General features: G+C 51.7%; 13 protein-coding genes. 3 read left to right on the forward strand and 10 right to left on the reverse strand.

Annotation, left to right across the window (positions count from 1 at the left end; genetic code table 11):
- Window positions 1-17 precede the first annotated feature (17 nt).
- From NP589_RS08015 to NP589_RS08060, 10 genes are all read right to left on the reverse strand, one after another.
- Entirely contained in the window at window positions 18-881 is an 864-nt protein-coding gene (locus NP589_RS08015; protein ID WP_256606507.1) for an HDOD domain-containing protein, read from the reverse strand.
- Window positions 882-1457 (reverse strand): lytic transglycosylase domain-containing protein, encoded by a 576-nt coding sequence (locus NP589_RS08020; protein ID WP_064038109.1) that lies wholly within the window; start codon window positions 1455-1457, stop codon window positions 882-884.
- 24 nt (window positions 1458-1481) lie between these two features.
- On the reverse strand, window positions 1482-2678 hold the full coding sequence (gene purT / locus NP589_RS08025) for a formate-dependent phosphoribosylglycinamide formyltransferase (RefSeq protein WP_256606508.1): 1197 nt from the start codon (window positions 2676-2678) through the stop codon (window positions 1482-1484).
- Entirely contained in the window at window positions 2675-4267 is a 1593-nt protein-coding gene (locus NP589_RS08030) for a MutS-related protein (protein WP_256606509.1), read from the reverse strand. The genes purT and NP589_RS08030 overlap by 4 nt, the downstream gene beginning before the upstream one ends.
- Before the next feature lie 32 nt (window positions 4268-4299).
- Window positions 4300-5283 carry a ferrochelatase gene (hemH, locus tag NP589_RS08035; RefSeq protein ID WP_256606510.1) on the reverse strand — a complete coding sequence of 328 codons (984 nt, stop codon included), beginning with the start codon at window positions 5281-5283 and terminating at the stop codon, window positions 4300-4302.
- Window positions 5284-5288: 5 nt separating this feature from the next.
- Window positions 5289-5831 carry a GTP cyclohydrolase I FolE gene (folE, locus tag NP589_RS08040; protein ID WP_064010416.1) on the reverse strand — a complete coding sequence of 181 codons (543 nt, stop codon included), beginning with the start codon at window positions 5829-5831 and terminating at the stop codon, window positions 5289-5291.
- A 39-nt stretch (window positions 5832-5870) separates the two neighbouring features.
- On the reverse strand, window positions 5871-6875 hold the full coding sequence (gene dusA / locus NP589_RS08045) for a tRNA dihydrouridine(20/20a) synthase DusA (protein WP_256606511.1): 1005 nt from the start codon (window positions 6873-6875) through the stop codon (window positions 5871-5873).
- Between the two features lie 134 nt (window positions 6876-7009).
- The gene (locus NP589_RS08050; protein ID WP_256606512.1) at window positions 7010-7183 is read right to left on the reverse strand and encodes a hypothetical protein; all 174 of its coding nucleotides are present in this window, start codon (window positions 7181-7183) and stop codon (window positions 7010-7012) included.
- A 182-nt stretch (window positions 7184-7365) separates the two neighbouring features.
- Entirely contained in the window at window positions 7366-7674 is a 309-nt protein-coding gene (locus NP589_RS08055) for a hypothetical protein (RefSeq protein ID WP_256606513.1), read from the reverse strand.
- Window positions 7675-7898: 224 nt separating this feature from the next.
- On the reverse strand, window positions 7899-8087 hold the full coding sequence (locus tag NP589_RS08060; protein ID WP_256606514.1) for a hypothetical protein: 189 nt from the start codon (window positions 8085-8087) through the stop codon (window positions 7899-7901).
- 601 nt (window positions 8088-8688) lie between these two features.
- Between NP589_RS08060 and NP589_RS08065 the strand changes: the two genes are divergently transcribed.
- From NP589_RS08065 to NP589_RS08075, 3 genes are read left to right on the forward strand one after another with little or no spacing between them, the layout of a single operon-like run.
- Window positions 8689-9819 carry a hypothetical protein gene (locus NP589_RS08065; RefSeq protein ID WP_256606515.1) on the forward strand — a complete coding sequence of 377 codons (1131 nt, stop codon included), beginning with the start codon at window positions 8689-8691 and terminating at the stop codon, window positions 9817-9819.
- Complete coding sequence (locus tag NP589_RS08070; protein WP_256606516.1) at window positions 9816-10280, forward strand: hypothetical protein; 465 nt, start codon at window positions 9816-9818, stop codon at window positions 10278-10280. The genes NP589_RS08065 and NP589_RS08070 overlap by 4 nt, the downstream gene beginning before the upstream one ends.
- Window positions 10277-12925: a response regulator gene (locus NP589_RS08075; protein WP_256606517.1), complete on the forward strand. Its 2649-nt coding sequence runs from the start codon at window positions 10277-10279 to the stop codon at window positions 12923-12925. Before NP589_RS08070 ends, NP589_RS08075 begins: the two co-directional genes overlap by 4 nt.
- Window positions 12926-12959: the final 34 nt, after the last annotated feature.

Consider the following 12959-nt stretch of genomic DNA (forward strand, 5'->3'; position numbering starts at 1 on the left):
TCGGCAGCCGATAGCGTTTAATGAAATTTTTTGTTCGGCCCGAGTAATTCAAACATCTGCAAAAATTCCTCTTCGACTTGTTCCATCATCGAGATGATTTGCTCTCGAGTTAAACGCACCAGCGTTAACGATTGATTAGAAAACTCCGCAACGGCTAACTCCAGACCATCGGCTTGTTGGCCGCTATCGACCAGGCGCGCCGCCATATGCAGCAAATGCGCGTCCAATTTGTGCACTTGGGCATCGGCAGGGTTCAGATAGCAGCCTATGGTTTCGTAGAGGGATTCCGGCAAGCCCCAGGTTTTTAGCAATTCCCCACCAACCTCTGCATGAGTGAAACCAATCAGTTCTTGTTCGAAGCCGGCCAACAAGGCGCGGTTATGGTTTGCGGCAAGCAATGCTCTTAAATACTGCTCGGGCATTTTTTGACTGAGCAGCAGCGAGCCTATGTCATGCAATAGACCGGCTAGAAACAGTCTTTCGGTATGCAGCACGGCGCTGGCTTTTGCCAGCAGATGGGCAATGACCGCGCAATGTATGCTGCGCATCCAGAACGAAGTCATGTCTATCAGTTCGTCGGGGATTTTTCCGAAGCGATCAACAACCGTGGTCGCCAAAACCAGATTACTTAAGTCGTCGATACCTATCACGGTAACGGCCCGGGAAATCGTGTCGATTTTGGCTTGAAAACCGTAGAAAGGACTATTCACTACGCGCAACAAACGTGCGCTCAAAGCAGGGTCCTTGGCGATCACCTTGCCGATATCGGCCAGCGAAAAGCGCGAATCGCGGATCATCTCGCTGAGTTGAAAATAAATATCGGGCAGGGAAAACAGTTCGGTCGAGCCGGCAATCAATTGCTTGATGGCAGCAGCTTTCAATTAACTTTTCCGATACAGCGCCATGACGTGCTGCACATAATTGCGGGTTTCGGGGTAGGGCGGCACGCTGTTATTGTATTTCATTACCGCGCCTTCGCCGGCGTTGTAACCGGCTACCGCCAGCGTCAGATTGGAATTGAACATTGCCAGCAAGTCTTTCAAATAACGGGTGCCGCCGTCGACATTCTGCTCGGCATCGCGCCGGTCGGTGACGCCGTAACGGCGCGCGGTATCCGGCATTAATTGCATCAAACCCACCGCGCCGGCTGACGACACTGCGTTGGGGTTATAGGCTGATTCGGCTTGGATCACCGCGTGCAGCAATTTGGGGTCCATTTGATGCTTGGCCGCAGCCTTGGCAACCAAATCGTTAAATTTGAGTTTATTGCCCGACATAAATTTTAGGTCGCGGCTGTAAGTGCGCGGCCGGGTGCGGATGATCAAGCGGTAATCGAAGCCTTTTTTCGGCTCGTCGGTGTAATACACCCGACCGCTCGGATCGGTGTATTTGAAAATGTCCGCCCCCGCATCGGTGATTAGCGCTATCGATAGTGTGGCAATCAGCAGGGGTTTCATTGCGTCACCTTTTAACGATTGAACTCATTCAGTCACGCTAATCAGGCTGGCTGCCTGGGCTGCTTTGGCGCGAGCATCGCTGACATTGTCGGCCGTGGCGAGCGCTACGCCCATGCGCCTTGACACGAAAGCTTCCGGTTTGCCGAACAGCCGAATGTCGGTATCGGCAACAGCCAGGGCTTTTTCCAAATTATGATAGGTCACGGCTTTGGCGTCTATGCCGCCCAAAATCACCGCGCTGGCAGCGGTTTTATCCAATACGGTGTTGACCGGCAAGCCAAGGATGGCGCGGGCATGCAAATCAAATTCGCTTTGCCGCTGGCTAGCCATGGTGACCATGCCGGTATCGTGCGGCCTGGGGCTGACTTCACTAAACCAGACTTGATCGCCGGCGATAAACAGTTCCACACCAAACAAACCCAAGCCGCCTAGTGCGGTAGTCACTTTGTCGGCAATTTGCTGAGATAAGGCAATAGCTTTGGCGCTCATTGCCTGCGGTTGCCAACTTTCCCGATAATCGCCGTTTTCCTGACGATGGCCGATAGCCTCGCAGAAATAAGTTTGTACTTGGCCGTTGCTGTCCAGCGCCCGCACTGTAAGTAGTGTGATTTCAAAATCAAAATCGATCTTGGCTTCCACGATCACCTTGCCGGTGTCGGCGCGGCCGCCAGCCTTGGCGTAATCCCAGGCGGCCTGCAACTGATCGGCGTTTTTTACCATGGATTGGCCTTTGCCGGACGAGGACATGGTCGGCTTGATAAAGCAGGGGTAGCCAATGCCGCTATCGACTGCGGATTTCAGTTGTTCAAAGGTTTCGGCAAATGCGTAGTTCGAGGTCGGTAAACCGAGTTCGGCGGCTGCCAGCTCGCGGATGCCCTCGCGGTTCATCGTCAATTGAATCGCCCTGGCGTTGGGTACGATGGTGGTGTGGCCTTGTGCTTCAATCTCCGCCAGCGCGTCGGTGGCAATCGCTTCTATTTCGGGGATGATGTAATGCGGCTGTTCCGCAGCAATCAGGGTTTTTACCGCCGCTGCATCGGTCATATCTATCACGTGGCGGCGGTGCGCGACTTGCATGGCCGGCGCACCGGCGTAACGATCAACGGCAATCACTTCCACGCCATAGCGTTGCAGGGAAATGGCGATTTCTTTGCCTAATTCGCCGCTGCCTAGTAATAAAGCTTTGGTGGCGCTGACGCTGTCAGGGGTGCCTATTTTCATGATTTTGCTAGGTAGTTATCGATGTCTTGTTTGGAAAAACCGATTTTTTTCGCGACCCGGTCGGCGTGGCTGACTCTGGAAATGCCGGCGATCAATTTAAATGTCGGCAAGTCGTCGGCAAATTCCACTTGTTTGGGGACCGCGATTTTTCTTTTCACAAACTCGTCTACTAATTGATGGTTATGGGTAATTAAAATGGTGCTGTTGCCTTTGCGGTAAAAACCGTCCAGCACGTCGATAGAAGACTGCATCTTCTCTTCAAAGGTAGTGCCTTCCGCCATTTCGTCAAGCACGACCAAGCTTTTAGCGGTGCTGGCCAGGAAAATATCGCGGGTTCGCTTCAGTTCGGTACCAAAACGGCCTTCGCCGTCGTCGAGGTGACTGATTTCCGGGCATTGATAGAAAATTCGATCAGCAACGCTCAAGCTGGCGGCTTGGGCCGGCACGAAACAGCCGATCTGCGCCAGCAATTGAATTTGCGTGACGGTTTTGCAAAATGCAGTTTTGCCGCCGCTGTTGGGGCCGGTCACGCAGACCAGACGTTCGTCGTCCATACTAAAATCGTTGCCCACATAAGCTGGGTTTTTCTGGCCTAGTACCGGGTTTTTCGCGGCCACCAATCTGATGTTATGGCGTTCGCTGGCGTTAAGTTCCGGCAGCACCATCTCGCTGCCGTAATCTTCGGCGTATTTGATAAAAGCCAGCAACTCGTCGAGTTGGCCCAGACCATCCAGCATATCACCGAGCGTCTGCGAATTTTTATAGATGTTGCGTAGCGGAATGATGCAGTTGTCTCGGTCGTAACCGCCAATAACCGGAATATAAGCCAAGGCCAAAGGCAAGAAAAACACCGAAGCCACCGACAAACCGTCGCGGGTGACCTGGAACATATCTGTGGGGAAAATCTGCATCAAGCCCCAAATGGCAGCGATCAGCAAGCCAATCAGCATCGGTTTGAACAGGGTGGGCCGGAAGATGGTGGCAGGGGAGAACGAGTTTTTGCGTTCTTCCTTGCTTTGCAGGCCTTTCTCGCTGTTATAGACCGGGCCGACCATCAGCGAATACTCGTTGCTGTGGGAAAAATTGCCGATTTTTTCGAAGACGCTTTGCAGGTAAGGGCTTTGCGGCTTACCGGAGTTGTAGATTGCCCCGACCAAATTCAAAACCACGCGCACACCACGCACATATTGTTTGTAGCCGTAACCTTCGATTTGATGGTCTTCGCGAGCCGTGCCGAAACCGCCGAGAAATTCGCCGAATAATAATAAATAAAGTTTGTTTTCCGACGCGGCGGCATTGGCGACGATGTTTTCGACGTTGGCGCGCACATCCGGATTGTCTTGAATTTCCCGTACCGCCGCTTGTTTGGCGGCTATCGCCTCCAGATTGTCTAGGGGTTGGCTGAGCGAACGATACAGCACGGTTTTACCGGCGGTGGTGCTGGCATAGTTAACGTAATCGAACAGCTCGTCCACTTCAATGGTGTTAAACGCGCCCTGATCGATAACGCCTTCACCGGTAGGCAAGGGTTGGCTTGTGCGCACTGCCGGCCATTCGTCGTTCCAGCTTTGTAAGATGTTTTGTTGCATATTACCCCCGGTTTTTATGTGCCGCGCTTTATTTAGTGCACGGTTTTGATTAAATCAAGCATCACCTCGACATGAGCGTCGCTGTCGTTTAAACACGGAATGTAGCTATAGGTCTCACCGCCGGCTTCCAGAAAAACTTCCTGGTTGGCGATGGCGATCTCTTCCAGCGTTTCCAGACAGTCTACCGAGAATCCCGGACAAATCACGTCCACGTTCTTGATGCCTTGTTGCGGCAATTCCTGCAACACTTCCACGCAATAGGGTTTTAGCCATTCGGCTTTGCCGAAGCGCGATTGAAACACCAGTTTCCATTGTTGGTCGTTCAGTCCCAACTGCTCGGCGAGCAGGCGGCCCGTGGTTTGGCATTGATAGAAATATGGGTCGCCCCATTCTGTCAGTTTGGCCGGCAAGCCGTGAAACGACAGCAGTAATAATTCGGCTTGGCCGTTGGCTTGCCAATGCTGGCGCACTGATTGCGCCAAGGCTTCGATGTAACTGGGGTGTTCATGAAAGTCGCTGATGAAATGCAGGCCGGGCATGTGTCGCCAGCTGACAAATTCCTCTGCAACCACGTCGAAAATCGAAGCGGTGGTGGTGGAGGAATACTGCGGATACAAAGGCAGGATGACGATTTCGTGGACACCTTGTTTCTGAAAGTTTTGCAGCTTTTCCCGCAAGGCCGGCTTGCCGTAGCGCATCGCGCAGTCGATGACTAAATTGGTGCCATCGACGCCCGCAAAACCTTGCAACTTGGCGGTCAGCTTTTCGGTGAATACGATCAAGGGCGAGCCTTGTTCGGTCCAGATCGACTGATAGGCATGCGCCGATTTTTTGGGGCGAAACGGCAGTACGAACAGATTCAGAATCAGCCACCATAGCGGTCTTGGCAGATTGACCACCCGCGGGTCGCCGAGAAACTCGCGCAGGAAGCGGCGCACATCGCCGGTTTTTGGGGAAGCGGGTGAGCCCAGGTTGACCAGCAATACCCCAACTTTTTTCGCGCTTGTGTCGGTCATGTTTTTCAGCGATTGATCAGGTTCAGGAATTCGGAGCGGGTGCTGATTTCTTCTCTAAAGATGCCCAGCATCACCGACGTGGTCATCACCGAGTTTTGTTTTTCCACGCCGCGCATCATCATGCAGAGATGTTTGGCTTCGATGACCACCGCCACGCCGCGGGCGTCGATGGCTGTTTCCACTGCCTTGGCGATCTGCCGAGTCAATTGTTCCTGAATTTGCAGGCGGCGACCATACATATCAACGATCCGTGCCAACTTGGACAAGCCCAAGACTTTGCCTTTAGGCAGGTAGCCGATGTGGCATTTACCGATGAAAGGTAATAGATGATGCTCGCATAAGGAGTAAAGCTCGATGTCTTTCACGATCACCATGTCTTCGGTGTCGGCTTGAAATATCGCGCCGTTCAATACCTCTTCCAGGGTTTTTTCGTAACCGTTATTCAGGAATTTAAAGGCTTTCGCGGCACGTTTTGGCGTGTCCCGCAAACCTTCCCGATTCACGTCTTCGCCTATTGCTTGAATGATTTTGGAGAAATATTCTTCCATTGCCGCCCCCGAGTAAAAAAATGTCGTGAGTATACAGCATCAAACTGTAAATTCTAAGGCGTCCAAAATCACCTGGCTGCCGGCTCCAAAACGGGTGGCGTTTTCGCTGAGATGGCGGCGCCAGGCGCGCGCGCCATCGACACCATGAAACAGACCCAACATATGCCGGGCAATGCAATGCAGTCTCACGCCTTGTTGCAATTGTTGTTCTATGTAAGGCAGCATGGCCAATACCGTCTCTTGCCGCGACTGGATAGGATGCTCGTCATCGAACAAGCGCCGGTCGACATCCGCCAATAAATAGGGATTGTGATAAACCTCCCTTCCAAGCATCACGCCGTCGACTTGTGCCAATAAATCCAGCGAGCTATCCAAGGATTCGATGCCGCCATTGATGACGATCTTTAGCATGGGGAAATCTTGCTTCAACTGAAACACCACGTCATAACGCAGTGGCGGCACGTCACGATTCTGTTTGGGCGACAGGCCGGACAACCAGGCTTTGCGGGCATGGACGATAAACGTCTCGCAACCGGCCGCCGCCACAGTTTTTATGAAATGTGTCAGCTCGTCGTAGGAATCGCGATCATCGATACCGATCCGCGACTTCACAGTCACCGGCATCGATACCGCTTGGCGCATCGCTGCTACGCACTCTGCGACCAATTCGGGTTCGGCCATCAAGCAGGCGCCGAAGCGGCCATTTTGCACTCGGTCGCTGGGGCAGCCGACGTTTAAATTGACCTCGTCATAACCATAATCGGCGGCAATTTTTGCGCATTCGGCTAAATCCGGAGGATTACTGCCACCCAATTGCAAAGCCACCGGGTGTTCTGTTTGATTGAACTGTAAATGCCGGTCGCGGTTCCCATACAAAATTGCGCCGGTTGTGACCATTTCAGTGTATAGCAGGGCATGTCGGGATAAAGCTCTATGAAAATGCCGACAGTGTCGGTCAGTCCAATCCAGCATGGGGGCTACGGAGAATCTACAGGCTAGGTTTTTGTCAGCTTGTGGTCGTACATGGACGCGGTCAGCGGTCATCGATGGTTCTGGTAGTTGGGAAGCAGGATTTAAATTCGGTGACTTTATTATACTGTGCCGGACTGAATAAAAACGGCATTAGGCAATCAGGCATTGATGAGGCTGAAAGAGCAAAGCGGTAGGACAGGAAAATATCAGTCGGCTTTACCCGTGTAAATCTTGTCGACCAGTTCTTTAAACCACCGCGGCCTAAAGATCACCACGTACAAACCGATGCTGCTGGTAATCGGGATTGGGCCGATGCTAAACAGCATGAATACGATAAAGGCTATCGCGCATTGGATTCTGGTCAGGCTTGTCGGATTCATATTGCCCCGCCGGTGTTAGGAAATGCTAAAAGCTAACACGATGTAGACAAATGCTGCTTATGGGAGCGAAAAAATCCTCGGTGCCGTTTTGCAATAGTGTTGTCGAGTTGCTTGGGATTCGGGATTGACTATCTGGTTTGTCCGCGCGGACGTTTCAATATTACGCAGATTGCCGAAAGTGTTCATCTATACTGTTTACTGGATCTGCTCTCAGTTAGGTTGCCGGCGCATTTGCTGTTCGTTTGTTTGGCATGAAAGCGGTGGAGCGAATTACCAACCGGCTGGACCAAAGCATGAGTGCCGGGTTTGAGCGGGCGTGAGGCAAGTGCGTTAATTATTTCCATGCTGCCCACGCATTGCTTGTGCTTCGGCATGGTTGCGGCGGGGGCGTTTTGGGTGGCTAGAAATACGCCGATAATGATCAGCAAAAAGCTTATGCCGCAACGCTTTAGCTCGCGTACACAGGTTTTCAGGATTTCTTCGGAATTCATAGTTTGTCTCCTAATGTTGGGGTTATAAAAACTTTGCGAGCAGACCTTTTAATGCGCAAACAGGTGTGAATGCTTTAGAAATTATCGCCAATGCTTTTGCTGTGACCGGCAAAAGGTTGAATAACCACTCTAATTCGCGACCCGGTTGAACCTAGTCTCAAGCCTAACGATAGTTATCGGCTGCCGTTTATCGTTGCGCAGCCAGACTTATAACAAGGCAATGCTTAAACCAATCTGAAGTGAATTTTCTCCACGCGACTTTTTGCATGTATTTCTTGGTGAATTTCCAGTGCTTCACTGCGCATGTGGTCGCAGAATGCACAAAGACCTTCGTGGTCGGCATGTGATTTTTCATGAGCTGACAGTAAGTCGCCGCATCTTTTGCAACGAGTAATCTGCTGGAGTGTTTTCATGGTGATCGCCTCGTAATCGGAATTTGTGAAAATAACGCGCTATGGGTTTGTTGGGTGTCCGGCTCTTTATAATTGAAGAGCTAAACTACAAACCGCAAAACCAATGCCACTAGAGATTCGGCCATGCGGTAAATATTTTAACTAATTGTTTCTGCGTTATTTTATGACCTGGCAATGCTGGAAAGCAGTGAAAAAATACACAAGAAATTGTTGATTTCAGCACTAAATATCGTAGCGTTTACGAAATGTCGTACAAAGTATTCGGGTGAGTCGACGATTCAGGGACGTTAGAACCGTTTGCAGGTTGTCGGTCAATTAAAAGTCGGTATTAAGCTTTGGGTTTATGGGTACCTCTGCTGTGGTCTCTCCAGCGCCGACGCGATGATTTGTAAGGGGCGGGTCACTGAATGAGCTGATTTTGGATGAGCCCACCGCATTTATAGTGATGCTGCTCAGGCGTTTTACCGGCGCTTAAGTTTTGACGAAATATCGTCAACCATGCAAAAATATGTGATACATTTCGCTTTAAACGTATCGGGAGGATATTCCCATTTAACTAGGTAGTGTACGTGTCCTACCGATGAAATGCTTGAGAGTCAGCATGCGGCAACGATACTATCCGGCTATATTCAAAACGCTAAGCGGCGCCATCGTTTCTTGTCTCAGCGCACTCGCCACCGTGGTTCCCGTCACGGCAGTTGCCGCAGGTCATATGGGACATATGTCCAGCCATGGCGCCACTGGGCTGCCGGGTGATTTTTTATTGTTTCCGGCTTTGACCGGTATCGTCCGTTTCGATCAAGAACCTCAAAAAAAACTCAGTAATAGCGACGTCATTCCCGAGATTAACGTGTTTTACACCACCGACTATCAGCGCTTTCGGTTTCTCGGCGAATGGCTGGTCAGTACCAAAACCCATAACTTGGAAAGATTTCAGTTGGGTATGCACGTAGGGGACGAAGCTACTCTGTGGCTTGGCCGTTTTCATAACCCGATCGGTTACTGGAACATGCAGTTCCACCACGGCGCGTTTCTGCAAACCACTATCAGCAGACCCGGTATTATGGCGTTCGAAACGGCCGGCGGCGTGATACCCAATCATTTGACCGGGTTTTTATGGGAAGGCGTCCATGATTTGGGCGAGGGCGGCCTGTATTACACGGTTGGCGCTGGAGCAGGCCCGCAAATCAATAAAGGTTTGGAAGCGTTCAACCTGGTGGAGCCGGGTGGTTCCCATCGACCCGGTGTATCTTTTCGGCTGGGCTATCAGCCGATCAGCTTCGGCGTGGACGAATTCGGCGTTTCCGGTGCGTATAACCAAATTCGCTCCGACGAGCCCGCCGTTAAAAACGTTAATCAATTTGTTACCAGTGCCTACGCCAACAAGCAAATCCAATCGGTAAGACTATTAAGTGAGATTGTCTACGTAAACAATACTTTGGAGAGTCCCACGGGCGGCAAAACCTACGACGATTTTCTCAGCGCTTACGGCCAAGTCGAATGGGAATTGAATCCAACTTGGACCTTGGTGGGCAGGGTGGAAGGTAGTTTTGGCGCTAGTCACGACCCATACTTGGCAATGTTTCCCAAATTTGTGGAAGATAGATTTCTCGGCGGAGTACGTTATAAGCTCAATCACAACAACGCCTTAAAGCTTGAAGCCTCGCGCGATCACTTGCGCGACGATCATTTCGGGCAAGTGATGTTTCAATGGAGCGCGGTGTTTCCATGAAACTGCTTCGCGGCCTAGGTATCGTTGGTTTGCTACTGCTTATGCTGCTGGGTGCGCAGAGCCTTTGGGCTATCACTCGCCACTCTCTGGTACTGGCCACCAGCACCAACTCGTCCATGCCGGCTTTGACCGTGCAGGAGGCCAGAAAATTGTTTCTGGGCGTACCGCTGGAGAAGGGCGGCGAGCATCCCGTGCCCTTATTGAACATCAGCGATCCGTTAATTTTCGAAGTATTTCTGCAAAAAGTGGCCTTCATGTCAGCTAATGCCTATGAAAGCCAGACGATATCGGTGGTTTTCCGTCTTGGCGGTAAACGTCCGGAAAGTTTTAACGATCTGAAGAGCTTGGTCGATACGCTGCAACAGAATCCGGGCACGGTGACCTATTTGTGGGAGGATCAAGTCAGGGCCAATCAAGGCCTTAAAGCGGTTAATGTGTTATGGCAAGGAGCCCTGGAATGAGTCGGTTTTTTCATAGTTTTAATGGCCGAATGATTCTGGCTGTTGTCGGTATTCATTTACTATTGGTGCCGGTATTGTTATTCGGCATTTATCGGGTGATTAAGCCCAGTTTGGAAGCGCAGTTTGTCAATTACGTCAGGTCCGATGCCCTGCTGTTCAGTAATCTGGTCACCCCACGGCTGGAGCATAGCAAGGCCGGCGAATTGCAAGGCTTGTTAGGCGAGTTTCTATTGAACGGTCGCTTGGCATTTGCGGAAATTGCCACCGAGCGCGGCAATATTCGCGCGGACATCGAGCTCAACGCCCAGCAGCAATTTCAGGAAGATTTTTTCTTCGGCGAGCACGACGACGATATTTATTTTTTAGCCGTGCCGATTCTGAATCCGGAAGACGGCTCGCTGGCGATGTTAAGGCTGGGATACGACGAACGGCAGATTCAACGCGACATTGCCACCATCTATCAGCGCAGCGCCTATTTTGTCGCGGTTTACATGGGCTTGACCCTGTTGGTGGTTGGCCTGTTCGGGCGCAAGCTGGTCATGCCGCTGGAACGCTTGCGCGACGAAGCCGAACAAATCGCCGCCGGCAATCACACCGGGCAATTTAATTCCGGCACCAAGATTACCGAAGTGGCGGCGTTGGCGGAGCATCTGGAAAAAATGCGTCAAGCCTTGCTTTCCGCCCGTGACGCGGCGTTGCAGGCGGCCGGGGCGAAGAGCGAGTTCCTGGCGAATATGAGCCATGAAATCCGCACGCCGATGAACGGTATCATCGGCATGATAGGCCTGGCCTTGCGCACCGAACTTACCCCGCAGCAGCGCGAGTTTCTGGGGATGGCGAATAGCTCGGCGGATGCTTTGCTGCGAATTGTTAACGATATTCTGGATTTTTCCAAAATCGAGGCCCGTAAACTCGAGCTTGACCATGCACCCTTTAAAGTCCGCGAGAGTCTCGGTGATACGTTAAAGTTGCTGGCCGGCCATGCCCACGAAAAAGACTTGGAGTTAATGCTGCGCATCGATCCGGAAACGCCGGACGACTTGCTTGGCGATGTTGGCCGCTTGAATCAGGTTATTATCAATTTGGTTGGCAATGCCATCAAATTTACCCAGCACGGCGAAATCGTGGTGCAGGTCAAACCTGAGTCGGTCGATGAAAACAAAGTCTGCCTGCAAATTGCAGTCAGCGATACCGGCATTGGTATTTCGCCGGATAAACAACAGCTTATTTTCGAAGCGTTTGCGCAAATAGACGCTTCTTCGACGCGGAAATTCGGCGGTACCGGTTTGGGTTTGTCGATTTCCTCGCGCCTGGTCGAATTGATGGGCGGGCATTTGTCACTGGAAAGCGAGGAACACAAAGGCAGCACTTTTTTCTTTACCGCGGTGTTTGACAGGCACACCAAAAGCGAGGTTGATGCACCCTTTCAACCGCTGATCGACGTCAAAAATCTACCGGTGTTGATCGTGGACGACAATGCCATCAACTTACGGGTGTTCTCGGAAATCTTGAACCATTGGGGCATGCGTCCCACCACCGTCGATAGTGGTGACGCGGCTATCACCGCATTGCGGAACATGGCGGAATCCGGCGAAGCCTATGCCTTGATTCTGCTCGATGCGATGATGCCGATCATGGATGGTTTCATGGTGGCTCAAGCCATCAGAGAAGATCAACGCTTCGAGCCGGTGACCATCATGATGTTGTCATCAGCTGATCGTCCTGACGATTGCGAACGCTGCCACGATTTGGGCATTAATCTGTACGTGCGTAAACCCGTCAAACATTCCGAGTTATGGAATGCCATTCAATCGGCGCTGGGTAAATCCGCCAAAGCTTCTGAAGTCTCGCCAACAGTATTGGCCGAGCCGCCTCGTAAATTGAGAATTTTGTTGGCGGAAGATAATCCGGTTAATCAATACATGGCGGTGGTGTTGCTGGAAGAGCGCGGCCATACCGTGAAGGTGGCCAACAACGGGCAGGAAGTGCTGGATATACTGGCTACCGATACCTTGTTCGATCTAATCTTAATGGATGTACAGATGCCGGTAATGGACGGCTTTCAGGCTACCGAAGCGATTCGGGCCTCGGAGCGCGAGACCGGTAAACACATGCGTATTATCGCGATGACCGCACACGCCTTGAAAGGCGATAAGGAACGCTGTTTAGCCGTTGGTATGGACGATTACATCGCCAAACCGGTGCAGGAGCAGGATTTGTTGGCAATGGTGGAGTGCTGGAATATGGCGGGAACTGAACAAGCGGATAACAACAGTGTAGCGTCTGCGCTATTGGCGGAGCCGGCGCTGGACTGGCAGCAAGCCTTAAACCGGGTGCGCGGCAGACAGCAGATGTTATGCAAAATGATGACCTTGTTCCAAGAGCAGTCCACACCGTTGTTGAACGACATGGCGGATGCGATACAACGCCAGGATGCGGATTTATTGCGACTATCCGCGCATACGCTAAAAAGCTCGGCTAACAGTATCGGTGCCTTCCCGTTCGGCAAGATCGCCCAGCAGCTGGAGACGATGGGCCACGAAGCCGCTTTTGTCGATGCGGCCGCCAGTTACGAGTTACTGCAACAAGCCAGCATCCGGCTGGAGCCGGCTATTCAGGACTATTTGCACGAGTTTCAGGAATAATGCTGCCGCCGATGTTTTGGATAGGTTAAGTTAA

The organism is Methylomonas rosea, from assembly GCF_024505055.1.
Classification (GTDB): Bacteria; Pseudomonadota; Gammaproteobacteria; order Methylococcales; family Methylomonadaceae; genus Methylomonas; species Methylomonas rosea.

What these genes read in the sequence shown, in the direction of transcription:
- NP589_RS08020 (WP_064038109.1), bottom strand. Translation starts at nt 1,457, where the DNA reads ATGAAACCCCTGCTGATTGCCACACTATCGATAGCGCTAATCACCGAT.
- purT (WP_256606508.1), bottom strand. Translation starts at nt 2,678, where the DNA reads ATGAAAATAGGCACCCCTGACAGCGTCAGCGCCACCAAAGCTTTATTA.
- NP589_RS08030 (WP_256606509.1), bottom strand. Translation starts at nt 4,267, where the DNA reads ATGCAACAAAACATCTTACAAAGCTGGAACGACGAATGGCCGGCAGTG.
- hemH (WP_256606510.1), bottom strand. Translation starts at nt 5,283, where the DNA reads ATGACCGACACAAGCGCGAAAAAAGTTGGGGTATTGCTGGTCAACCTG.
- folE (WP_064010416.1), bottom strand. Translation starts at nt 5,831, where the DNA reads ATGGAAGAATATTTCTCCAAAATCATTCAAGCAATAGGCGAAGACGTG.
- dusA (WP_256606511.1), bottom strand. Translation starts at nt 6,875, where the DNA reads ATGACCGCTGACCGCGTCCATGTACGACCACAAGCTGACAAAAACCTA.
- NP589_RS08050 (WP_256606512.1), bottom strand. Translation starts at nt 7,183, where the DNA reads ATGAATCCGACAAGCCTGACCAGAATCCAATGCGCGATAGCCTTTATC.
- NP589_RS08055 (WP_256606513.1), bottom strand. Translation starts at nt 7,674, where the DNA reads ATGAATTCCGAAGAAATCCTGAAAACCTGTGTACGCGAGCTAAAGCGT.
- NP589_RS08060 (WP_256606514.1), bottom strand. Translation starts at nt 8,087, where the DNA reads ATGAAAACACTCCAGCAGATTACTCGTTGCAAAAGATGCGGCGACTTA.
- NP589_RS08065 (WP_256606515.1), top strand. Translation starts at nt 8,689, where the DNA reads ATGCGGCAACGATACTATCCGGCTATATTCAAAACGCTAAGCGGCGCC.
- NP589_RS08070 (WP_256606516.1), top strand. Translation starts at nt 9,816, where the DNA reads ATGAAACTGCTTCGCGGCCTAGGTATCGTTGGTTTGCTACTGCTTATG.
- NP589_RS08075 (WP_256606517.1), top strand. Translation starts at nt 10,277, where the DNA reads ATGAGTCGGTTTTTTCATAGTTTTAATGGCCGAATGATTCTGGCTGTT.